At 73.4% G+C, this 23,414-nt stretch carries 12 protein-coding genes; 7 read left to right on the plus strand and 5 right to left on the minus strand.

Annotated features, from left to right (window positions below):
* Positions 1–301: 301 nt before the first annotated feature.
* Genes R6Y94_RS00105 through R6Y94_RS00115 form a run of 3 tightly spaced genes read left to right on the plus strand, consistent with a single transcriptional unit; the run spans position 302 to position 9,859 of the window.
* Positions 302–6,157 (plus strand): non-ribosomal peptide synthetase, encoded by a 5,856-nt coding sequence (locus tag R6Y94_RS00105; RefSeq protein WP_318393636.1) that lies wholly within the window; start codon positions 302–304, stop codon positions 6,155–6,157.
* Positions 6,150–6,386 carry a phosphopantetheine-binding protein gene (locus tag R6Y94_RS00110; protein WP_318393637.1) on the plus strand — a complete coding sequence of 79 codons (237 nt, stop codon included), beginning with the start codon at positions 6,150–6,152 and terminating at the stop codon, positions 6,384–6,386. The genes R6Y94_RS00105 and R6Y94_RS00110 overlap by 8 nt, the downstream gene beginning before the upstream one ends.
* Positions 6,383–9,859: an amino acid adenylation domain-containing protein gene (locus tag R6Y94_RS00115; protein WP_318393638.1), complete on the plus strand. Its 3,477-nt coding sequence runs from the start codon at positions 6,383–6,385 to the stop codon at positions 9,857–9,859. Before R6Y94_RS00110 ends, R6Y94_RS00115 begins: the two co-directional genes overlap by 4 nt.
* Positions 9,860–9,930: 71 nt before the next feature.
* Here the strand turns inward: R6Y94_RS00115 and R6Y94_RS00120 are convergent, their stop codons facing one another.
* Genes R6Y94_RS00120 through R6Y94_RS00135 form a run of 4 tightly spaced genes read right to left on the minus strand, consistent with a single transcriptional unit; the run spans position 9,931 to position 16,466 of the window.
* On the minus strand, positions 9,931–10,455 hold the full coding sequence (locus R6Y94_RS00120) for a phosphopantetheine-binding protein (RefSeq protein WP_318393639.1): 525 nt from the start codon (positions 10,453–10,455) through the stop codon (positions 9,931–9,933).
* On the minus strand, positions 10,436–12,430 hold the full coding sequence (locus tag R6Y94_RS00125) for an AMP-binding protein (protein WP_318393640.1): 1,995 nt from the start codon (positions 12,428–12,430) through the stop codon (positions 10,436–10,438). Before R6Y94_RS00125 ends, R6Y94_RS00120 begins: the two co-directional genes overlap by 20 nt.
* Positions 12,427–15,651, minus strand: a complete 3,225-nt coding sequence (locus R6Y94_RS00130) for an amino acid adenylation domain-containing protein (RefSeq protein WP_318393641.1) — start codon at positions 15,649–15,651, stop codon at positions 12,427–12,429. Before R6Y94_RS00130 ends, R6Y94_RS00125 begins: the two co-directional genes overlap by 4 nt.
* On the minus strand, positions 15,648–16,466 hold the full coding sequence (locus R6Y94_RS00135; protein ID WP_318393642.1) for a hypothetical protein: 819 nt from the start codon (positions 16,464–16,466) through the stop codon (positions 15,648–15,650). The genes R6Y94_RS00130 and R6Y94_RS00135 overlap by 4 nt, the downstream gene beginning before the upstream one ends.
* Before the next feature lie 398 nt (positions 16,467–16,864).
* On the opposite strand from R6Y94_RS00135, the gene R6Y94_RS00140 reads away from it, so the two are divergent.
* A complete protein-coding gene (locus R6Y94_RS00140) occupies positions 16,865–18,304 on the plus strand; it encodes a condensation domain-containing protein (protein ID WP_318393643.1) in 1,440 nt (479 codons plus the stop codon).
* A 51-nt stretch (positions 18,305–18,355) separates the two neighbouring features.
* Here R6Y94_RS00140 and R6Y94_RS00145 read toward each other — a convergent pair whose 3' ends face one another.
* The gene (locus tag R6Y94_RS00145) at positions 18,356–19,636 is read right to left on the minus strand and encodes a helix-turn-helix transcriptional regulator (protein ID WP_318393644.1); all 1,281 of its coding nucleotides are present in this window, start codon (positions 19,634–19,636) and stop codon (positions 18,356–18,358) included.
* A gap of 162 nt (positions 19,637–19,798) precedes the next feature.
* Here R6Y94_RS00145 and R6Y94_RS00150 point away from each other — a divergent pair, with 162 nt between their 5' ends.
* The 3 genes from R6Y94_RS00150 to R6Y94_RS00160 are packed head-to-tail and all read left to right on the plus strand — an operon-like array spanning position 19,799 to position 23,395.
* On the plus strand, positions 19,799–20,542 hold the full coding sequence (locus R6Y94_RS00150; protein WP_318393645.1) for a hypothetical protein: 744 nt from the start codon (positions 19,799–19,801) through the stop codon (positions 20,540–20,542).
* On the plus strand, positions 20,532–21,845 hold the full coding sequence (locus R6Y94_RS00155; protein ID WP_318393646.1) for an aspartate aminotransferase family protein: 1,314 nt from the start codon (positions 20,532–20,534) through the stop codon (positions 21,843–21,845). Before R6Y94_RS00150 ends, R6Y94_RS00155 begins: the two co-directional genes overlap by 11 nt.
* The gene (locus R6Y94_RS00160) at positions 21,842–23,395 is read left to right on the plus strand and encodes a GMC family oxidoreductase (protein WP_318393647.1); all 1,554 of its coding nucleotides are present in this window, start codon (positions 21,842–21,844) and stop codon (positions 23,393–23,395) included. Before R6Y94_RS00155 ends, R6Y94_RS00160 begins: the two co-directional genes overlap by 4 nt.
* The last annotated feature ends 19 nt before the right edge of the window (positions 23,396–23,414 follow it).

Below are 23,414 nucleotides of genomic sequence, written 5' to 3' on the forward strand. Positions count from 1 at the left end.
ACCCGGTACTTTCGGGCGTGACCAGACCCGCCTGCGTCCTCGACCGAGGACCGTCCACCCCTGGGACCGGCCGCTTCCGGCCGGCGGGGCCCACCGCCGGTTGTGGCCTGCGGGCCGGTCGGTTCGGGGTGGAGCTGCGGTAGCGAGCCATCCGGCGGCGGTTGCCCATGTTCGATATCGAAGTCGGCTGCTATGTTGTGATCGACGCTGATCATCCTCACCGGCTTCCGGAACATCTTCGGAACATGGCTCCGACGATGGCCGCCGGCCCGGCCGGTCAGCAGCCGAACGGGGAGTCGCCTTGTCCACACTGGACCGCGACCGCACCACGCCGGAGAGCCGGGTCGAGCGGGTCGCCCGGCTGTCGGACGCCAAGCGGGCGATGTTGGCCCGCCGGCTCGGCGCCGCCGGCACCGGCCCGGCGGTCACCGTGCCGCGCCGGCCCGAGGCGGCCGACCCGGAACTCTCCTGGGCCCAGGAGCGGCTGTGGTTCATGGAGCAGTTCGCCCCCGGCACCGCCGCGTACGTGGTCCCGGTCGTCCTGCGGCTGCGCGGCCCGGTGGACCCGGCGGCCGTACGCCGGGCACTCGACCGCTGCGTCGCCCGACACGACAGCCTGCGTACCGGCTTCGCCGCCGGCCCGGACGGCACCGCCAACACGTACGTCGTCGACCCCGCCCCGGTGCCGCTCGCCGAGGTACCCGTCGACCGGGCCGTACCCGTCAAGCCGGGGTCGGCGGACGGCACCGCCGAGGTCGCCGACGCCGACGGGTCCGGAACATCCCCGGTGGAGGAGGCGGCCCGGGAGCTGATCGCCGCCGAGCTGGCCCGGCCGTTCGACCTGGCGGCGCCGCCACTGCTGCGGGCCACGCTGTTCCGGCTCGGTGCCGCGGACCACGTCCTGCTGCTCGCCATCCACCACATCGTCTGCGACGGTTGGTCGGCCGAGGTACTGGTCGGGGAGATCCGCGAGCAGTTGGCCGCCGAGGCGCGCGGGCTCCCGCCGGTCCTGCCCGACCTGCCGGTCCGGTACGCGGACTACGCGGCGTGGCAGCGCGGCAGGGCCGACTCGGGCGGCTACTCCGCCGACCTGGACTACTGGCTGCCCCGGCTGGCCGGACTGCCGCCACTGGAGCTGCCGACCGACCGGCCCCGCCCGGACCGTCAGACGTACGTCGGCGCGACCCGGACCTGCACGGTCGAGCCCGAGCTGGCCGAGCGGCTGGTGGCGCTGGGGCGCCGGCACAACGCCACGCTCTACATGACGCTGCTGGCCGCGTTCCAGGTGCTGCTCGCCCGGTATTCCGGGCAGCGGGACTTCGCGGTGGGCTCGCCGGTGGCCGGGCGTCCACTGCCCGAACTCGACCCGATGGTCGGGCTGTTCCTGAACATGCTGACCATGCGCGCCGAACTGGGCGGCGATCCCACCTTCGCCGAGCTGCTCGGCCGGACCAGGGACGCGGCGCTGGACGCGTACGCCCATCAGGAGCTGCCGTTCGAGCGGCTGGTCAGCCGGCTCAAGCTGGTCCGGGACGTACGCCGGCCGCCGCTGTTCCAGGTGCTCTTCGCGTTGCAGAGTTACGGCGGCCGGCGCGTCCGCACCGAGGCGGTGCAGCCGGCCGCGGACCAGCTCGCCGGGCCCCGGATCGAGGCGTTCGGCTTCGCCCACCCGGCCACCCGCTTCGACCTGGAGCTGTACGTCGCGCCGGACGCCGCCGGCGGTGGGCTGCACTGCACCTTCGTCTACCACCGGGACCTGTTCGACCCGGGGACCTGTGCCCGGCTGATCGCCGGATGGCAGCGGCTGCTGCGGGACGTGGTCGAGGCACCGGACCGCCGGCTCTCCGGACTGGACCCGCTGACCTCGGACGAGCGGGACGCGCTGCGGCGCTGGAACGACACCGCCGTGCCGGTCACCGGACCGGCCACCCTGGTGGAGCTGGTCGAGGCACAGGTCCGGGCCGCCCCGGACGCCGTGGCGGTGCGCTTCGAGGGCGAGCGGTGCGACTACGCGGAGCTGAACGCCCGGGCCAACCAGGTGGCGCACCGGCTCCGGGCCGCCGGGGTGGGCCGCGCCGACGTGGTAGCGGTCTGCGCCGAGCGCTCCGTCGAGCTGGTGGTGGCGCTGCTCGGCATCCTCAAGGCCGGCGCCGCCTATCTGCCGCTGGACCCGGACTATCCCGCCAGGCGGCTGTCGTTCATGCTCGCCGACAGCGCCGCCCGGGTGCTGCTGCGGCAGCGGCGACTGAACCCTTTTCAGCCTGACCCGCGCGGCGCGGGCGCCTCGACCTCCACCTCCGGCCAGCACGAACCGCAGGAGGAGGTGGAAGAAGGTTCACCGCCGGTGCCGCCGGCCGACCCGGCGGTCCGCACGCTGCTGCTGGACGACCCTGCGACCTGGGCGGAGCAGTCCCGGCAGGACCCGCCGCCGCTGGCCGGACCGGACGACCTGGCGTACGTCATCTACACCTCCGGGTCGACCGGGCGGCCCAAGGGCGTGCTCGTCACCCACCGGGCGGTGGTCAACCGGCTGGACTGGATGCAGCGGGCGTACCGGCTCGGCGCCGACGACGTGGTGTTGCAGAAGACACCGGCCGGCTTCGACGTCTCGGTCTGGGAGTTCTTCTGGCCGCTGGCCACCGGGGCGCGGTTGGTGCTGGCCCGGCCGGGCGGGCAGAAGGACGCGGCGTACCTGCGTGACCTGATCGTCGCCGAGTCGGTGACCACCACCCACTTCGTCCCGTCGATGCTGTCGGTGTTCCTGGCCGAGGACCTCGGCGCCTGCCAGTCGCTGCGTCGGGTGATCTGTAGCGGCGAGGCACTGGGCCCGGGGCTGGCCGCCGATGCGGTCCGGGCGCTGCCCGGGGCGGAACTGCACAACCTGTACGGGCCGACCGAGGCGGCGATCGACGTCAGCTCCTGGCACTGCCGCCCCGAGACCCTCGACGGCCGATCACCGGTGCCGATCGGCCACCCGATCCAGAACATCCGGCTGCATGTGCTGGACCGGCACCTCAACCTGGTCCCGGTCGGCGCGCCCGGTGAGCTGTACATCGCCGGGGTCGGGCTGGCCCGAGGCTACCTCGGGCGGCCGGGCCTGACCGCCGACCGGTTCCGGCCGAACCCGTACGGGCCGCCGGGGGACCGGATGTACGCCACCGGTGACCTGGTGCGGCGGCGCGCCGACGGTGCGATCGAGTTCCTCGGCCGGATCGACAACCAGGTGAAACTGCGCGGGTTGCGGATCGAGCTGGGCGAGATCGAGGTGGCGCTGCGCGACCAGGCCGGGGTGGCGGAGGTGGCGGTCGTGGCCCGGGAGGACGTGCCGGGCGACCAGCGGCTGGTCGCCTACCTGGTGCCCGCCCGCGCTGCCGGCGCGGGGCCGGGTGACGGTGCCGGGCCGCAACCGGCGCGGTTGCGCACAGCGCTCAAGGAGTCGCTGCCCGACTACATGGTCCCGTCGGCGTTCGTGGTCCTCGACGCGCTGCCGGTGAGCCCGAACGGCAAACTGGACCGGGCCGCGTTGCCGGCCCCGCAGCAGGACCGCGCCGTGGACACCGACTTCGTCGCGCCCCGGACGCCCACCGAGGAGGCGGTCGCGGCGGTCTGGCGTACCGTGCTCGGGCTGCCCAGGGTCGGCGTACTGGACGACTTCTTCGACCTGGGTGGACATTCGTTGCTCGGGGTCCAGGTGGTCACCCGGCTGCGTACGGTGGTACCGGCCGGTGGCGCACCGGTCAGCGTGATGGACCTGTTCACCCACCCCACCGTCGCCGGACTGGCCGAACTGCTGGACACCCCGGCGGACCGGCGCGGGCCCCGGCGACTGCTGCACGAACTGACCCCCGCCGTCCCGGCCGGCCAGCGGGTCCGCGCCCTGGTCTGCGTCCCGTACGGCGGCGGCAGCGCGGTGGTGTACCAGCCGCTGGCGGACGCGTTGCCGGCCGGCCACTCGCTCTACTCGGTCTCGGTGCCCGGCCACGATCTCGGGCTGACCGAGGACTCGCTGCCGCTGGCCGAGGTCGCCGGGCGGTGCGTCGCTGAGATCCAGGAGCGGATACCGGGCCCACTGGTGCTCTACGGCCACTGCGGACTCGGCAGTGCGCTGACCGTGGAGATCGCCCGCCGGCTGGACGCGGCCGGGCGGGACCTGGAGGCCGTCTACATCGGCGCGGTGTTCCCGTTCGCGAAGCCGACCGGCAAGGTACTCGGTCGGCTCGGCCCGCTGCTCCGGCAGGACCGCCTGGCCAGCTACCGGCACCAGGTGAACTGGTTGAAGTCGATGGGCGTGGACGTCGACGAGCTGGGCCCCGAACAGGCCAGGCGGATCGTGCAGAACATGCGGCACGACTTCCGGGCGGCCGAGGAGTACTTCACCGGCCTGCTCGACAGCGGCGTACCCCGGCTCCGCGCCCCGGTCATCTCGGTGGTCGGCGACCGCGACCCGAGTACCGACTACGCACAGGAGCGCTACCGGGAGTGGGATTTCCTCGGCGCCGACACCGCGCTGGTGGTGATCGACGAGGCCGGACACTACTTCCTGAAGTACCGGGCGGACGAGCTGGCGGAGATCGTCACCGGCACACACACCGCGCTGGCCGCCGGCCCGGCCGGGGCCCGGTCGCTGACCGCCGAGGCCCGAGGTCCGGCCCCCGGCTGGTGGCTGGACCGCTACCCGGAGCGCGACGATCGGGGCGAGCCGGCGGCACCGTCCGGCGCCGCCGATCCGAGGACGGGCGACCGGTGGGCCACCGGGGTCGGGCGGGCCGCTGCGGTACGAGCCGCGCCCGCGCCCAGCATGGGTCGGTTCCTCGCGGTCGTCGTCGGGCAACTGGCCTCGATGACCGGCTCGGCGCTGACCGAGTTCGCGGTGCCGATCTGGATCTACATGGAGACCGGCTCGCTGGCCAGGTTCGCCATCTTCTTCGTGGTGGGGCTGGTCCCCGGCATGCTGATCGCGCCACTGGCCGGGGCCATCGTCGACCGGTACGACCGGCGCCGGGTGATGCTCGGCGGCGACATCGCGGCCGGGAGCGTACAACTGCTGTTCGGGCTCCTGCTCTGGACCGACAACCTGCACGTCTGGCACGTCTATCCGCTGCTCGCCGCGCTCTCCTGCGCGCTGACCTTCCAACGGCTCGCCTTCACCTCGGCGGTGCCGCAGTTGGTGCCCAAGCGCTACCTCGGGCACGCCAACGGGTTCGCCCAGACGGCCGCCGGGATCGCCCAGTTCGTCGTACCGCTGGTCGCGGTCGGGCTGATGGCGAGCATCGGGCTCGGCGGGATCCTCGCGATCGACGTGCTCAGCTACACCGTGGTGATCGGCATGCTGCTGGTGCTCCGGTTCCCGGCCACCATGGCGTACCAGCGGCGCGAGTCGTTGCTCGCCGAGATCAGGGGCGGTCTGGCGTACACCCTCAACCACCGTGGGATCCGCGCGATGCTGCTCTTCTTCGCCGCGCTCAACATCTTCCTCGGTCCGCTCATCCTGCTGGTCTCGCCGCTGGTCCTCTCCTTCGCCGAGCTGCCGCAGGTCGGTCAGGTGGCGTTCGGCGGCGCCCTCGGGGTGGTGCTCGGCGGGCTGACCATGACCGTCTGGGGTGGGCCGGGCCGGCGTCGGATGCGCGGCATGCTGCTCGGTACGGCCGTGCTGGCGCTCTGTGCCCTGGTCGTCGGCGTGCGGCCGGCCACCGCACCGGTCGCGGCCGGTGTGTTCGGGATGATGTTCACGCTGACCCTGGTCAACGCGATCTACGCGACCATCGTGCAGGTGACCGTGCCGCAGCGGTTCCACGGCCGGGTCTTCGCGCTGAACACGATCGTGGCCTGGTCGACCCTGCCGTTCGGCTTCGCGGTGATCGTCCCGTTCGGCCCGCGCCTGTTCGACCCGCTGCTGGCCGAAGGCGGCGCGCTCGCCGGCACGGTGGGCCAGGTGATCGGGGTCGGACCCGGCAGGGGGATCGGCCTGATGTACCTGCTCTGCGGGCTCGCCATGGTGGCGCTCGCCCTGACCTGCCTGCGGGTGGGCATCCTGGCCCGGTTCGACAGGGCGGTACCGCAGGCGCCCCCGGACGACCTGTTCGGGGTACGGGCCCGCGAGGAGCGGCAGCGGGCGCTGGTCGCCGCACAGACCACGAACGGGGGTACCGGTGACTGACGGCGAGACCGAAACCGAGGTGCTGGAGATCGTCCGGGAGGTGCTCGACGTCGACCCGGTACGACCCGAGGACGACCTGTTCGCGCTCGGGTTCACCTCCCTGGCGATCGTGAAGACCGCCGCCCGGGTCCGGGAGCGTCTCGACGCCGAACTGCCGCTGTCGGCGTACTTCGACGCGGCGACCGTCGCCGATCTGGTGGCGGTCGTGGCCGCAGCCCGTCCGCGATGACCGGCGCGGCGACCGGCCGGCGGGCCGACGACGACCCGGCCCCGGGGACCACCCGGGGGCCGCTCACCCTGGGGCAGCGACGCCTGTGGTTTCTGACCCAGCTCAACCCGGGGTCCAGCGAATACCACATGCCGCAGGTGACCCGGCTGCGCGGACCGCTGGACGTGGCCGCGCTGACCGGCGCCCTGCACGACGTCGTACGCCGGCACGGCATCCTGCGTACCCGGTTTCCGGTGGACGCCGACGGCGAGCCGGTGCAGGAGGTGCTCGACGGCTGGCGGTTGCCCGTCGAGCTGGTCGAGTTGGACGAGCTTGACGGTGCCGCCGAGCTGGTTGAGCTGGCCGAACTGGACGGTGCCGTCGAGACCGCGCCGGCCGCCGCCGAAAGCGCCGACCTCGACGAGCCGGCGCGGCTGGGGTACGCCTCGGCGGTGGTGGCCGACCGGGTCAACACGCCGTTCGAGATCACGGTGGCCCCACCGGTACGGGCCAGCGTGCTGCGACTCGGGCCGGACGACCACGTCCTCTGCATCGTGCTGCACCACCTGCTCGCCGACGACTGGTCGCTCGGCGTGCTGTTCCGGGAACTGTCGGCCGGCTATGCCGCCCGGCTGGCCGGGCTGCCCGCCGAGCTGCCCCCGTTGCCGATGCAGTACCTCGACCATGCCCGCGCCGAGCAGCGGCGCCTCGCGGCGGGCCGGGAAGAGAGCTGGCGGTACTGGAGCGCCGAGTTGGCCGGTGCCGAACCGCTCGATCTGGTCACCGACGCGCCGCGCCCGCCGAGCATGACGACGGCCGGAGCCTTCGTCGGGCACCGGCTGCCGCCGGGCGTGGCCGAGGACGTGCGCGGATTGTGCCGGGTCGGCCGGACGACACCGTTCATGACGATGCTCGCCGGGTACCTCGCGCTGCTCGGGCTCTACACCGGCCGGTCGCAGATCCGGGTCGGCTCACCGGTCAGCAGCCGGGACCGGGCCGAGCTGGAACCGCTGATCGGGTTCTTCCTGACCACCGTGGTGCTGCGCGGCGACCTTTCCGGCGACCCGTCGTTCCGGGAGCTGCTGGCCCGGGTCAAGACGACGGCCGTCGGCGCGTACGGCCACCTCGACACGCCGTTCGAGGAGCTGATCTCCCACCTGGCGCTCCGCCGGGATCCGGACCGCAATCCGCTCTTCGACACCATGTTCATGGTGCACGGTACCCAGGCCGGTGAGTTGCGGCTGTCCGGCCTGGTCGCCGGAGCGTTCGATCCGGGACACCAGCAGGCCAAGTTCGACCTGCTGGTCGAGGTGCACACCGGGGACGACGGCTGGCGGCTGCAGGCCAACTACCGCCCTGAGCTGTTCGAGCCGACCACCGTCACGCTGCTGCTGCGCCGCTTCGAGGGGCTGCTGCGGCACGCGGCGCAGGCCCCGGACAAGCCGCTGTCCACACTGTACGCGCGGTTGGCCGGTGACGAGCCCGACCCGACGGCGGGGGACGGTGTCGACTCCGGCCTCGTGCCGCGCCCCGCCGGACCGATGCCCGGCGAGCGCGGCGGCGTCGAGCCGCCGCCCCCGGCCGGCCTGGTGGAGCTGCTCGCCGCCGCCGCGACGGCGTACCCGAACACCATCGCGGTCAGCGGCGTCGACGGCGCGCTGAGCTACGCCGAGCTGCACCACCGCGCCGGTCGGCTGGCCCGGTTGCTGCGTCGGCACGGCGCCCGGCGGGACCACCTCGTCGCGGTCTGCCTGGAACCGGGCCCGGATCTCGTCGTCGCACTGCTCGCCGTGCTCACCGCCGGGGCGGCGTACCTTCCGCTGGATCCGGGCCATCCGCGCCGCCGGCTGGGGTACCTGCTCGCCGACGGCGGGGCGGGACTCCTGGTCACCACGGGCGGGCTCCGGGATCGCCTGGGTCAGGCCGGGTGCGAGGTCGTCGAGCTGGACCGGATGCGCTGGGCCGACGAGCCGTCGACCGAGCCGGCCGAGCGGTCTGATCCGGAGCCGTCCGACGACGAGCGGCCTGATGCCGAGCCGTCCGGCCGGGAGCGGCCGGATGCCGAACTGTCCGGCCGTGAGCGGCCTGATTCCGAGTCGGACCCGTTGGCGTACGCCATCTACACGTCCGGGTCGACCGGGCAGCCGAAGGCGGTGGGTGTGCCTCGGTCGGCGCTCGCCGCCCGGGTGCGGTGGATGGTCGACGCGTACCGGATCGGCCCGGCGGACCGGGTGTTGCAGTTCTCCTCGGCCAGCTTCGACACCTTCGGCGAGGAGGTGTACCCCACCCTGGTCGGCGGTGCCACGCTGGTCGTGCCGCCGGCCCGGGCCGAACTGCCCGACTTCCTGGCCACCCCGGCCGGGCAGGAGCTGACCGTACTCGACCTGCCGACGTCGTACTGGCACGAACTGGTCGCGGATCTGGCCGGGATCGCCTGGCCGGCTCGGTTGCGGCTGCTGATCCTCGGCGGCGAGCAGGTCCGGCCCGACGCGCTCGGCCGCTGGTTCGAGGCGTTCGGCGACCGGGTCGAGGTGTTCAACACGTACGGGCCGACCGAGGCGACGATCATCGCGACGGCGGCCCGGTTGACCCCGGCCGACGCCACCGGCCGACCGCCGATCGGACGCCCGCTCGCCGGCACCACCGCGCACGTGCACCGGCCCGGCGGTGCTCCGGTGCCGGTCGGCGTGCCCGGGGAGCTGCTGCTCGGCGGTGCCGGGCTGGCCCGGGGCTACCTCGGGCGGCCGGAGCTGACCGCGCAGCGGTTCGTCGAGTACGACGGCGAGCGACGGTACCGCACCGGTGACCGGGTTCGGTGGCGGCTCGACGGTGCGCTGGAGTTCCTCGGCCGCCTCGACGACCAGCTCAAGGTGCGGGGCCACCGGGTGGAGCCGGGCGAGGTGGAGGCGGCGATCGTCGCCCACCCGGACGTCCGGCACGCGGTCGTCACGGCCGACGGTGACGCCCGACTCGTCGCCCACCTGGTCCCCGAGCCGGGCGCCGAGGCGCCCTCGCCGGCCCAGCTCCGGGCACACCTGTCCGAACTGCTCCCACCGCACCTGCACCCGGACGCGTACGGGGTGCTGGCCGCCCTGCCACTGACCGCGAACGGCAAGGTCGACCGGAAGGCCCTGCCCGCCCCGACCTCGGTGGCCCCGACTCCCGGCGGTACGCCGGTCGCGCCCCGGACCGACGCCGAGCGTCTCGTCGGGCAGGTCTGGGTCGAGGTGCTCGGCGTCGAGCGGGTCGGCATCCACGACGACTTCTTCGAGCTGGGCGGCCATTCGCTGCTGGCCACCCGGATGGCGGCGCGACTGCGGGGTGTCGTCGGGGTCGCCGTACCGCTGCACACGATCTTCCGGCGCAGCACCGTCGCCGAGCTGGCGGAGGCGGTCGAGGACCTGCTGCTCGCCGAGATCGAGCAACTCGACGAGGACGAGGTGGCGAACCTGCTGGCCCTCGACGACGTGGCGGCGCGGTTACCGGACGGCTGACCGGCCCCGCCCGGGGTACGACGCCGGGCCGGGCGCGCTCGCTCCGGTGGGACCGGGTGCGGGACGGGTCCCTACCGGCGCTGGTCGATCGCCTCGGCGACCGCCCGCAGCGACGGCATCGACAGCAGTTCGTCGAAGGAGAGCGCGACGCCGAACCGCTCGTTGGTCGAGTCCAGCAGCAGCGTGGCGGTCATCGAGTCGCCGCCCAGGTCGAGGAAGTTGTCGTCCGCGGCGACCCGGCGGCGGCCGAGGATCTCCCGCCAGATGCCGGCGAGTTCCACTTCGGTCGGGGTCCGGGGCGGATCGAACCCACACGCACCGGGTTCGTCGACCGCCTCGTGCGCGATCTGTTCGGGCAGTACCCGGCTCTCGGCGTCCCGGGGCAGTTTCGGCAGCACCACGACGAGGTCCGGGAGCTGCTCGGCCGGCACCGACTCCCAGATGTCGTCGCGGATGTCCACCGCGGTGCAGTACAGCCGTGGGGTGACCGCGACGATTCGCCGCGCCCTGGCCCGGACGACCGCGAACTCGGCGACGTCTGGGTGCTGACCGAGCAGCGATTCGACGACCTCGGACTCAGTGGACTGGGTGCTCATCGGGTTCCTCTCCTGGGTCGCCTGCCCGGTCCTCGGCCACGTACCGGGCCAGTTCCGCGACGGTGGCCAGTTCGAAGATCGTGACGGCGTCCAGTTCGACGCCGAGCCGTACCCGTAGCTGCGCGGCGACCTCGACCGCCAGCAGCGAGTCGCCGCCGATCTCGAAGAAGTTGTCGTGTACGCCCACCGAACCGACGTCGAGCAACTCCGCCCAGGCCTGTGCCATCCGCTCCTCGACCTCGGTACGGGGCGCGGTGAACGAGGCCGGGCCGGTGCCGTCGAGCAGCTCCGGAAGGTGTCGCTTCGGCACCTTGCCGGCCGCGTTCCGGGGAATCTCCTCGACGAGCCGGATGATCGCCGGCAACTCCCGGCGGCTCAACTGCCGGGCCGCGTGCTGACGGATCTCCCGCGTGCTGGCCTCGGCCCGCAGTACCACGAACGCCGCGATCACCTCGCCGAGCACCGGATGGTCGACGGGGAAGACGGCCGCCTCGGCCACCGCCTCGTGCCGGCCGAGCACCTCCTCGACCCGGTACGTCGACACGTTGAACCCGCCCACGTTCACCACGTCGTCGGTCCGGCCGGCGAGGAACAGGTAACCGTCGGCGTCCAGGTATCCGAGATCTCCGGTCCGGGTCCAGCCGTCCTGGAACCCGGCCGCACCGGCCGCGGCGGTGCCGGAGCCGCCGGTCCCGGCCGTACCGGTGGCGCCCGGGCCGGGGCCGTCGGATCCGTCGCCGTCCAGGAACCGCCGGGATGGGGCGACCGCGGACCGCAGCCAGACCACGCCGACCGCACCGGCGCCCAGCAGGCTGCCGTCCTCGGCGGTGATGCGTACCTGGTTCGCGCCGACGGGCCGGCCGACGGAGTCCGGCCGATCGGGGTCGAACTGGGTCGCCACCCGGGCCGGAAACGCCTCGGTCGAGCTGTAGAAGTTGTAGAACGTGGCATTCGGGAACACCGCCGGCAGCTCCGGCATGATGCCGACCGGCAGGGCCGCGCCGGAGAAGTGCACGCCGCGTACGGTGGAGAGTTTCGGTGCCTGGCTGGTCCGGGCCCGGACCAGCCAGTGCCCCATCGCCGGCACCAGGAAGACCGAACTGACCTGCCACTGCTCGGTCAGCCGCCGGAAGTCGGGGACGGTGAACTCGGGCATGATCACCAACGTCTGCTGGCCGCCGATGCTGTTGACCAGGTGGATCTGTCCGGCGACCGACCCCAGCGGCAGGGCGTGCAGGCCCGGCTGGTTGGCCCGGACACCGGTGGGCCAGGTGGGCTGGGCCCGGACCACGTTCGCGTGGGTCGCGACGACACCCCGGGGCAGGGCGGTGGTGCCGGAGGTGAAGACCACGTCGGCGATGTCCAGTGGGGTGGCCTCGATCGGTACCCCCGAGTCGTCCTGTCCGGCGGTCAGGTCGGCGGTGTCGGCGGCCCAGCAACCGACTCCGGCGACCGCCGCCCCGGCCCCGTCCGGGCCGGTGCCGCCGGCCCCCGGCGTGCCCTGGCCCGGTTCCGCCGGCCCGGACGGGCGGCGGCCGGAACCGACCGGCCCGGGCGCGCCGACGGTGCCGGGCGCGGTGACGATCCCGGCGACCCGGTGCCGGGCGACCAGCCGCCGGATGTCCTCGCCGGTGAAGCGCTCGCCGAGCAGCAGCGCGGCGGCCCCGACCTTCAGCGCGCCGAAGTACGCCACCACGAACTCCGGCCAGTCCGGACCGGCGAACACCAGGGCCAGCTTGTCGCCCCGGACGACGCCACGGTCCCGCACCCCTCGGGCGAGCGCGTTCGACCGCGCCTCGATCTCGGCGAAGGTCAGCACCGGTCGACCGTCGACCACGACCGCCGGCCGTTCGGGTACCAGCCGCGCGCTGCGGCGGAGCAGATCGGGTACGACCCGGGGCGCGCCCGAGTCGCCGTACCGGGTGCCCTCGGTGCGGGTCTGCGCCGACATCTCGGCCCCCTCCAGTCTGGTCATTCGGCCAGCTCACCCAGCTCGTCCCGGGAGTTGTCCGGAAGATGCCGGGAGCCGCCCCGGACGATTTCGGCCAGCTCGTACGGCGTCGGCGCGGTGAAGACGTCCTGGAGGGTCACCTCGTGGCCGGTCCGGTCGGCGATCCGGGTGGCCAGCACCGCCGCGAGCAGGGACTGGCCGCCGCTGGCGAAGAAGTTACTCCGCTCGTCGACGTCCGGGCGACCGAGCAGCTCCACCCACAGCTCGACCAGCGACCGCAGCAGCGGGTCGAGCGCAGTCGGTGCGGGTGCCGAGCCGGACGGGCCCGGTCGGGTGGCCGGCGGCGCGGCCTCCGGTAGGGCGTGGTGGTCGACCTTGCCACTCGGGGTCCGCGGCAACGCGTCGAGGCGGACCAGGTCGGCGGGGACCAGGTAGTGCGGCAGCACCGTCCCGGCGTGCCGGGCCAGCTCGGTCAGGAACCCGTCGTCCGTGGACGGATCGACCGGCTGTACGTAGCCGACCAGCCGGCCGTCGCCCTGCGGGTCGCCGTGCACCACCACGGCTGCCGCCGCGACCGACCGGTGCCGCTCCAGCGTCGACTCGATCTCACCCAGTTCGATCCGCCGGCCGCGCAGCTTGACCTGCCGATCGGCCCGCCCGAGCAGCTCGATCGTGCCGTCCGGCCGCCAGGTGCCGAGGTCCCCGGTCCGGTAACGGCGGGCCGGTCCGGGTCCGTCGGCGAACCGTTCGGCGGTCAGCGCCGGCTGGCCCAGATAGCCCCGGGCCACCCCGGCACCGCCGATCCACAGTTCACCGACCACCCCGGGCGGGAGTTCCCGTCCGTCGTCGTCGAGCACGTGCAGGGTGGTGTGCCAGATCGGACCGCCGATGCCGACCGGGTCCGGTACGCCGGGGTGGATCTCGGCCACCGTCGACCAGATCGTCGTCTCGGTCGGGCCGTACACGTTGCACAGCCGGCAACCCGAGCGGAGCAGCCGGTGTGCCAGCGCGGCGGTCAGCGGCTCGCCACCACACAGCACCCGGCGCCCGGCCAACTCGTCGGTCAGCCGTCCCGCCACCAGGCGCCAGATCGTCGGCGTGCTCTGCACCACCCCGACGTCGTGCCGGGTGACCAGGTCGAGCAGCAGGTCCGGACGGACCTGGGCCGAGTCCGGCGCCACCACCGCGGCACCGCCGTGGCCGAGCGCGAGCAGGAGTTCGAGGGCGGAGATGTCGAAGCCGAACGGAGTCAACCAGAGCGTCCGGTCCCGGTCGGACACGGCGAGATGGTCGGCGAAGAATCCGACGAGGTTGGCCAGGTTGCCGTGGGTGATCTCCACACCCTTGGGCGTTCCGGTCGAGCCGGAGGTGAAGATGACGTAGGCCAGGTCGTCGTCCCGGACGAGGCCGAGCCCGGCCGGCACCGCCGGGGCGTCCGACCGGTTCACCGGGTCGAGGTGGTCGAGCCGGAGCACATGCCGGTCCGCTGCCCAGGCCGGCGGTGGACCGGCGCTGGTGAGCACTGCCCGGACGTCCGCCGCGTCGAGCCGTACCCGCAGCCGGGCGACCGGCTGGGCCGGGTCCACCGGCAGGTAGCCGGCACGCAGCGACCAGGTGGCGAGGACGGCTGCGGCCAGGTCGCCGCCGCGGGGGAGGGCGAGCCCGACGACGGCGCCGGGGCCGACACCGGCCGCCGCGAGGTGTGCCCGGATGACGGCGGCCCGGTCGGCCAGCCAACCACGGTCGCGGGCCTGCCCCTCCGGCTCGACCAGGGCGCACTCCCCCCGGCTCTGCCGGATCCGCTCGGCGACCAGGTGCGGCACCAACCGGCTCACCGGGGCCGGGGACCCGTTCACCCGCTCCAGGGTCGTCCGCTCGTCGGGATGCCACATGTCCAGGTCGGCGAGCGGTCGGTCCGGGTCGGCGGCAGCGGCCCGGAGCAGCAACTCGTACCGGCTGAGCAGCGCCAGCACATAGGATTCGTCGTGGATCTCCGTGCTGTAGACCGCCTCCAGGGCAATCCGTTCCGGCCAGCGGAGTACCACGAACTGCAGGTCGTACCGGCTCATCCGAGAGTCGACGGTGACCCAGGCGGAGTCCGGCAACGGGCCCGGGGGCACCACGGTCGAGGCGGGCAGGAAGTTGAACATGTGCCGGAACAGCGGCGCGCGCCAGTTCATGGCGTCCAGGCCCAGCCTGCCGAGCAGGTCCTCGAACGACACGTCGGCGTGCTCCAGACCCGCCACCAGTTGCGCGCGGACCTCCGCGACGAGGCGCCGGAAGCTGTCGCGCGGCCGCACCGTGACCCGTAGCGGCAGCGTGTTGACGTGGTACCCGACCCGGCCGGCCGCCGCGCCGCCCCGGGTGTCGACCGGCACCGCGACCACCAGGTCCGGCCCGGCGCCGTGCCGGGCCAACAGCAACAGGTACGTGGCGAGCAGCACCATGTTGTCGGTGACCCGGAGCCGACGGCGCAGCGAGTCCAACGCCGCCCGGCCCTCGGCGGAGAGCACCCGTTCGAGCCGGGCACCGGTGAAGCGGGGCTCCGGCGGTTCGATCCGGGCCCGACCCAGCGGAAAGGTCCTCGGGTCGATTCCGGCCAGCCGCTCGGTCCAGTACCGCAGGCTGGTCTGCCGGGGGGTGGGCTCCCGGTGGCCGGTGTGGGCCGGCGGGACGACCTCGGCGGCCGGCCCGCCGACGTCCCCGGCCGGTGGGTCCGGCGCCGGACCGGCGCCGGCCAGCTCCAGGCAGATCGTGGCGAGTTCCGGCAGGACGATTCCGGCGGACCGGCCGTCGAAGGCGATGTGGTGCACGACCAGGCAGAGCAGGCTGCCCGGACCGTCCCGGAACGTGACCCGGGCCACCCGCAGCGGCGGCTCGGTGGTCAGCTCGAACGGCTGCCCGGCCAGCTCCGCGAGCGTGTCGGCGAGACCGGCCCTGGTGGTGCGGAGGCTCCGCACCGGTGGCGGCGGTAGGTCGGGGTCGAGCACCCGCCGGTACGGGACACCGTCCCGGGCCGGGAAGACGGTACGCAGCACCGGGTGGCGTCGGGTCAGCTCGTGTACCGCGGCGGTCAGCACCGCCGGATCGATCGGGGCGGACGTGCTGATCGCGAACGGCAGGTTGTCCACCGCGACGGCGGGCGCCAGCCGCTGGAAGAGCCAGAGCGCCTCCTCCTTGCGGTTCAGCGCCTCCTCGTCGGCCCGGTCGTGCTCACCCGGCCGTTGCCGGGTCGACTGGGTCATGACCGGCCGGCCAGCGGCTCGGCGACGAGCGCCCGCCCGGCGAGGTCGGCGGCGCGAAGGTCGGCGAGCAGCTCGGGCGCCGGCACGTCCAGCCGGACCTGCCGGTCGGCGCCGGGAATCGGTGGTGGTTCGTGGCCGGCGGAGAGGACGACCAGCGCCGGCCCCGGGCCGTCGGGTGGCGCCGCCGCCGACAGCAGCAGGTACCGCAGGTAGGTGTCGATCCTGGAGCAGAGCTGGTCCGCGATGGACAGCGGAACGCCCTGCCCGGCGCAGGCCGGCCGGGCCAGTGCCGCGTACCGGTCGGAGAGTCGCCCGGCCAGCCGGCTCAGGTCGGGCTGGGCCCGTACCTCCTCCCGGGCGGCCTCCCGGGCGGTCCGTACCTCGGCGGCGGGCAGCGCGGCGGCGAGACCGTCCAGCGCGGTCCCGAACTGGTCGTACAGCGTCTCCGCCGTTACCTCGGCCGGGTCGAAGAGGACGACCGCCGGGGTGACCCCGTCGCGGTCCGCCAGCCGTCGGGCCAGCGCACGGGCGAGCGTGCCGCCGGCGCAGTATCCGAGGATGCCGGCCGTCCCGCCCGAAACCGGCAGGTCCCGGTCCAACCAGAGGTCCACCCCACCGGCTGGGCAGTCGACCGACGCCGCCGCGACGTCTCGCCAGCCGGTCTCCTCGGTGCCCCACACCGGGTACGGCTCGGGCAGCAGCCGAGCCAGGTCGGTGAACCCGGCCCCGGCGCGGGCCTGCGCCGGGGTGAAGTCGACGGCGAGTAGACCGGGCCCGGCTCCGGGGCGCAGCAATCGCCAGCCTTCGGATGACATACCTTTCCCCTCCCGGAACCGGCGGCGGTGACCTACCGCCCGGCCCCTTCCCCGTCGAGGCAGCCCGCTGGCCGTCACCCTAGTGCGATCATCCACGTCCGTCGAGGTCCCGGATATTTTTCGGCCGGTTCGAACATTGCTCGTGGACGATGACCAGCAGCTCAACATGTTTCTCGGGCCACCGTGCCGTCGACCGGCCTGGCCGACCGTGGACCGGCCGAGCGAGAAGTTTTCCGGATTACTTCCGGAGTGATCTCCGGGCCGGACGTCCGGCCGATCCGGCACCGAAATCCCTGTCGGGGTCCGGCCGGAGACCGGGACCGGCGATCTCCGGTGCCCGGCTGCCGGAAGCGTCCGTCCTTGACAGACCTGAATGCCGGATAGCAGGCTCTGAGCCCATGCCGCCGACGGTCACCGCGCTGGCTCGCAGTCAGGAAACGCTCTGGGAGTTCGTCCGCTGCTTCGCGCCGGACGACCCGGGGTGCCTCGGCTACAACGTCTTCGGCACCATGCCGCTGACCGGGCCGGTGGATCTGCCGGTGTTCCGGGCCGCGGTGCGGGACGTGGCGCGACGGCACGATGCACTGCGGATCGTCTTCGAGACGATCGCCGACGACCCGCTGATCCGGATCGAGGACGAGGTCGAGCCGATCGTGACCTTCGTCGACCTCTCCGGCGAGCCCGCCGGTCGGGTCTCCGCGCGGCGGGGCAGCGTACTCGGCTACGAGAGCGGTCGAGCCTTCGACCTTCGCCAGGGTCCATCGTGGAGCGTGACGCTGGTCCGTTCGTCCCGGACCGACTACACGGTCACGGTGAGCATGTTCCACCTGATCGCGGACGGTTGGTCGACCGGAGTCTTCCTGCGCGACCTGGCCGCCGCGTTGGCCGCCCGGACCGGTCAGGGTGGCCCGCTGCCCGAGCTGCCCCTCCGGTACGCCGACGCGACGGCCGTGCCGAGGTGGAGCGCCGCGGAGCGGCGGCGCCGGACGGAGTTCTGGCAGCGGCAGCTGACACCGTTGCCGGAGGCGTTGCCGTTTCCCGGGGTCGGCGAGGGCGTGGGGGGATGGTCGGGCGGCACGGACTGTCCGGGCGCTGACGCGGGCCGGTACGCCGGGCTGGACGTGACCGCCACGGCGAAGGTGACGATCGGACTCCCCGCCGACCTGGCCCGCCGGCTGCACGGGTACGCCCGGCAGCACCGGATGACGCCGTTCGTGCTCTCCCTCGCGGCCTACCGGGTGCTGCTCGGCGCGATGACCGGCTGGCCCCGGCTGGTGCTCGGGACGGCCACCTCCGGCCGGGACGAGCCGGGGGCGACCGAGCTGGTCGGCCAGTTCACCCACAACATCTACGTGGCGACCACGATCCCGTTGCGGACCACCCTGGCGGACGCCGTCGCCGAGGTCCGGACCAGCACCTTCGCGGCGATGCGGCAGGTGGCGTCGTTCAAGGAGATCGCCCAGGCGGTGAACCCGGGCTTCGCGGAGGCCCGGCCCTGGCCGTTCCTGCTGCTGTACCACTCGTGGTTCCAGTCGGCACCGCCGGCCGGTGGTGCGCCCGGCGGCCGGGCCGGGGCCGGGGACGAGGTCCGGGAACAGCGGTCGCGGGGGAGATTGCCGGTCGGGGCCGAGATCGGGCCCGACCGGCGGGCGCTGTGGGCCAAGCGGGGCGAGCCGGGTATGACGGTCAGCGACGACCGGCGGAGCGCGGAGCTGAACTACAACCCGACGTGCTACGACCGGGACGCGGTCGTCGACGCGGTCCGGGGATACCGCGTCGTGCTGGAAGAACTGCTGCGTGACCCGAACCAGCGCATTTCAGACCTGAAGCTCTCCTGACCGGCGCCGGGCCGGCCGGCCCGGCGCGTGGGGCGACCGTGTATCTACCTCTCAGCCCCGGGCAGCGGCCTGCTGGCGCAAAGCGTCGATCTTGCGCCAGGACTCGGCAGCCCGCCGGTAGTTGCCGTCTGCCTCGTAGCGCTCCGCCGCTTTGCGCTGCCACTCGATGGCTTCGTCGATGCGGCCGATCCGTTGAAGCGCGTCGCTCAGCCCGGCGAGCGCCATCACCGTCTCGCTGCCGTTGACCTGCTGCGGCCGTTCGAGCAGCTCGGTGTAGAGCCTGGCCGCCTCGGCCGGGTTGCCGGCGGTGAGCTCGTAGTGCGCCCGCTCGCGCTGCGCCGCCAACCGGTCCGACTCGAGCCCGGCCAGGCGCGCGTTCAGTTCGGCCGAGTCGATCCAGTCGCGGGCCTTTTCGAGGTCGTGCCCGCCCTCCAGCAGGACCGACGCGGTGAACCGGGAGAACCGGAGCCAGTCGTGCAGGGTCATGGTGCCGAAGACCAGGGTCCGATGTGCCGCCAGGAGGTGCTCGTGCGCCGGGGCCGGGCGGCCCATCCGGGAGTAGGCCATGCTGGCGATCCAGTGCGTCCGGCCGAGGACACCCGCGTACCCGCCGTCGTTCGCCAGCCGGATCATCTCCTCGATCGTGCGCTCGGCGGCGTCGAAGGCGTTGGTCTCGACCTCGATCGAGGCGAGGATGCCGAGCAGTTGGACGTGCTCGCTGCTGCCGCTCAGCTCGCCCTTACTGACCAGCTCCACCGCCTCCTGGGCGGCCTTCTGCGCGCTGGCCAACCGGCCCATCTCGCGCAGGATCGACGCGTTGTGCGCGGCCAGCACGACCTGGATGGCGGGGGAGCGGTCCACACTGGGGATCCGGCGCAGCTCGTCGACCAGGGCGAGTCGTTCCTCCTGGTCGCCGGCATCGGTCAGGACCTTGAGCAGTTCGATGCCGTACGCCAGACCTGCCTCGTCGTTGCCGGTGAGGCGCGCGCCGGCGAGCTTCTCCTCGATCAGCTTGCGGGCCCCGGCGAGGTCGCCCATCTCGGCGAGACGGCGCATCTCGACCTGGGCGACGAGCTCGGACGGTTCCCGGCCACGGCCGCCGCCGAGTCCTTCCACCTCGTAACCGAGCAGCTCCTGCGGGGTGATGTCGAGCAGCCGGGCCAGCCGGATCACGACCTCGAGGCTGGGCACCCGGCTGCCGTTCTCCAGCAGCGAGATGTAGCTCGGCGTCATGTTGTCGCCGGCCAGGGCCTTCTGTGACAGGCCCATCTCGATGCGGCGGCTGCGCAGACGGTTACCAAACTCCGGTTGACCCACCACGAGATCTTTCATCGGTGTTGTCGACTCCAGTCACTAAGTCCGATGTTTACCACTGTATCGCTACACCGCTCTGTTGAGGTACTCGAATCGCCTGTACTCGGCGAAATCTAGGTGTTGACGGCAGTGGATTACTGCAGTCATCATAGCTTTACTGGAGTTGAGGAGGTGATGGGGATGTCCGGACGCGCCGGGGGCGTGGTGGCGCTGTGGAGCGCGCCGCGGTCACGATCGACCGCCTTCCTGCGCATGATCGCCGAGCGCGGCGACCACGTGGTGTTGCACGAGCCGTTCTCGCAGCTCACCGATTTCGGGGCGTACGTCGTGGCCGGGCAGACCGTGCGCGGCGAGGCCGAGCTGATCGCCCGGATCGAACGGCTGGCGGCGGACGGGCCTGTCTTCTTCAAGGACACCACCGACTTCCACTACCCGGGCCTGCTGGCTGACCGCGGTTTCCTGCGCCGGGTCAGTCACATCTTCCTGATCCGTGACCCGGCGGCCGCCATCGCCTCGCACTTCGCCCTCAACCCGCGGCTGACCAGCCCCGAGGTCGGGTTCGAGCGACTGGCCGAGATCCACGACGCGGTCACGGCCGCGGGCGGCGTGGCCCTGGTGGTCGACTCCGACGACCTCGTCACCGATCCGCCGGCCACCGTTGCGGCGGTCTGCGCCGCCGTCGGCTGGGACTTCCGGCCGGACACGCTGTCCTGGTCGCCGGGTCTGCTGCCGCAGTGGCAGCGCACCAGCCGGTGGCACGTGCGCACCGGCGCCACCGACGGCTTCCGGCCGGTGCCGGCCGAATATCCGGACACCGTGGCCAACCATTCCGTGCTCGCCGCCTTCGACGCCCATCACCGGCCGTTCTACCAGCGGCTGCGGGACCGGCGGATCGCCATCGAGAGGAACAGCAGTGTCCGTTGAGATCGAAGCCCCGCCCGGCCGTATCGGTCTGTGGCACGGGATCACTCCGCTCGCCGTGTCTGCCGAACTGCTCGACGAGGACGCCCAGCAGGTCAGCGGCGCCGGCGTCTGGGTGACCGACCGGGCCGGCCGTACGTTCCTGGATGCCCGGGCCGGGATGTGGAACGTGGCTCTCGGCTACCGTCACCCCGCGGTGATCGACGCCGTCACCGCGCAACTGCGGACCCTCCCGGCCGGCGTCACCATCCGCTTCGAGCAGCCGCCGCAGATCACCATGGACTACGCGGAGCGGCTGCTGGACCGGGTCGGCGGTGACTACGCCACGGTGAAGCTGTACCAGTCCGGCGCCCAGGCGGTCGAGGGCGCGGTGCTGCTCAGCCGGTATGTGAGCCGGATCGAGGGGACGCCCGGCCGGGACCGGATCATCGCGCTGAAGAGCAGCTGGCACGGCGCCGGCGTGGCGGCCGGTGCGGTCACCGGCGAGCCGCATGTGCACGGCGCCTGCGGACCGCTGATGGCCGGGGTCAGTCACGTCGACCCGCCCGGCCCGGACGACACCGGCGTCGGATGCGCCGCCGTCGCCGCGGAGTTCGACCGGCTCGGCCCGGACCGCGTCGCTGCGGTGATCGTTGAGCCGGTTCTCGGCACCAACTTGCGGCCGCTACCGGACGGCTACCTGGCCGACCTGGCCGCGCTCTGCCGTCGCCGGGGCGCGCTGCTCGTCGTGGACGAGATCACCACCGGCTTCGGCCGCACCGGGGCGCTGTCCCGCTCACTGGCCGACGGGGTGCACGCCGACCTGCTGCTGCTCGGCAAGGGCATCACCGGCGGCTACCTGCCGATGTCGGCCATGCTGGTCGGCTCCGCACTGGCGGCCCGGCTGCTCGGCAGCCCCACGCGGGAGGGCTTCCCGCACGGCTCGACCAGCGACGGGTACCCGCTCGGCGCCGCGGCCGGGATGGCGGTGCTCGACGTCTTCGACGCCGGCCTGCTGGACCACGTCGCGGTCGTCGGCGCGTACCTGCGGGACCGGCTGGAGACGCTGCGCGACCGGCATCCCTCGATTGTGGACATCCGTGGTCGCGGCCTGATGCTCGGCGTCGAACTGGCCACCGGCGGGGTGCCGTGGCCGGCTGCCCGGTGCGAGTCGCTCCGCTTCGCCTGCGAGGAGCACGGGCTGCTGATCCACACCGGCAACAACGTCGTCGACCTGATGCCGCCGCTGATCGTCACCGCGGCCGAGTGCGACGAGATCTGCACGCGGTTCAGCCGCGCCCTGAGCGGGGCGGAGGCGGGCTGGTGACCGGCGCGGGAAAGGCGCCCCGGCACTTCGACGTGGCGGTGGTGGGCGGCGGCAGCGCCGGCGCGGTCGTCGCCGCCCGGATGGTGACGGCGGGCGCCTCGGTGTGCCTGGTCGAGGCGGGGCCGGACTACGGCCCGCTCGGCGCCGGACGGTGGCCCGCCGACCTGCTCGACCCGCGAATCCTGCCCACCTCGCACGACTGGGACGTGCACGGGGAGATCACCACGTCCCGGGCCCGGGTGCTGGGCGGATGTTCGGCGCACAACGGCTGCTGGTGCGTCCGCCCCACCCCCCTCGACACCGCCGAATGGGTGGCCGGCAGCGGCGGGGACTGGACCCCGGCCGAGGTCGGGACGGCCGTCGCCCGCGCCGAGGCGGTGCTGGCCCCGCAGCAGGTGCGGGCGGACGTCCTCACCCCGGTGGCCCGTGCCGCACTGGCCGGCGCGGACCGGCTCGGCGTGGCGATGCTGGGCGACGCCAACGACGCCGCCGCGATCGACGGAGTCGGGCTGCCGCCGGTCAACATCCACGAGTCGGTGCGCTGGAACACGGCCTTCGCATATCTGGACGGCCTGCGCGGGCTGCCCGGTCTCACCATCGAGGCCGATCTACCGGTCGACCGGCTGCTCTTCACCGGTGCCCGGGCGACCGGCGTGCTCGGCCACCGTCACGGTGTGCCGGTTACGGTGCCGGCCGACCGGGTCGTGCTGACCGCGGGCGCGTACGGCACTCCGGCGGTCCTGCTGCGCAGCGGGGTCGGACCGACCGACGAGCTGGCCCGGCACGGGATCCCGCCGGTCCAGATCCTGCCCGGCGTCGGCACGAACCTGGCCGACCACGTCGGTTCCGGGCTCACCTTCGCCGCCTCCGACGACCTGATCGCGGCCACCGGCGCGTTCGCGGCCGAGCACGACTTCTTCCCCAGCCAGGTGCTGTGGAAGGCACGCAGCCCGCACTGCGACCCGGGCGGCTGGGACGAGTTCATCCTGCCGATCCCGCAGTACGACCCCGCACGTCCCGGCCGCGCCGGGTACCACGTCCAGCTGCAGGCCTTCTGCATGACCCCGCGCTCGCGCGGCCGGGTCCGGCTGCGCGGCCGCGACCCGCAGACGCCGCCCGAGATCGACCCGCGGTTCCTGACCGACCCGGAGGGCCACGACCTCGCGGTGATCCTGGACGGGCTGGAGCGGGCCCGCGAGCTGGCCGCGACCCCGGAGCTGGCCGGGCTGCTCGCCGCCGAGCTGCTGCCCGGCGCGGACGCGACCGACCGGGACGAGCTGGTCGAGCACGTCGAGGCCACGGTCCGCGGCTACTGGCACCCCACCGGCACCGCCGCGATGCTGCCCGACACCGACCCGATGTCGGTGACCGGCCCGGACGGGCTGGTCCGGGGCCTGGACAACGTGCACGTCGCGGACGCCTCGGTCATCCCGGTGTCGCCGCGCGGCAACACCAACCTGCCGGTCGTCGCGGTGGCCGAGGTGATCGCGGCCCGGCTGGCCGGCGCGGCCACCGCCGCCCGGGAACCCTCACTGGGTCTGGTCGCCTGACTGTCCCGGACGCCACGAC

This window comes from Plantactinospora sp. KLBMP9567, from assembly GCF_033446045.1.
Taxonomy (GTDB): domain Bacteria; phylum Actinomycetota; class Actinomycetes; order Mycobacteriales; family Micromonosporaceae; genus Plantactinospora.

What these genes read in the sequence shown, in the direction of transcription:
- R6Y94_RS00125 (WP_318393640.1), bottom strand. Translation starts at nt 12,430, where the DNA reads ATGACCAGACTGGAGGGGGCCGAGATGTCGGCGCAGACCCGCACCGAG.
- R6Y94_RS00130 (WP_318393641.1), bottom strand. Translation starts at nt 15,651, where the DNA reads ATGACCCAGTCGACCCGGCAACGGCCGGGTGAGCACGACCGGGCCGAC.
- R6Y94_RS00135 (WP_318393642.1), bottom strand. Translation starts at nt 16,466, where the DNA reads ATGTCATCCGAAGGCTGGCGATTGCTGCGCCCCGGAGCCGGGCCCGGT.
- R6Y94_RS00115 (WP_318393638.1), top strand. Translation starts at nt 6,383, where the DNA reads ATGACCGGCGCGGCGACCGGCCGGCGGGCCGACGACGACCCGGCCCCG.
- R6Y94_RS00120 (WP_318393639.1), bottom strand. Translation starts at nt 10,455, where the DNA reads ATGAGCACCCAGTCCACTGAGTCCGAGGTCGTCGAATCGCTGCTCGGT.
- R6Y94_RS00145 (WP_318393644.1), bottom strand. Translation starts at nt 19,636, where the DNA reads ATGAAAGATCTCGTGGTGGGTCAACCGGAGTTTGGTAACCGTCTGCGC.
- R6Y94_RS00140 (WP_318393643.1), top strand. Translation starts at nt 16,865, where the DNA reads ATGCCGCCGACGGTCACCGCGCTGGCTCGCAGTCAGGAAACGCTCTGG.
- R6Y94_RS00150 (WP_318393645.1), top strand. Translation starts at nt 19,799, where the DNA reads ATGTCCGGACGCGCCGGGGGCGTGGTGGCGCTGTGGAGCGCGCCGCGG.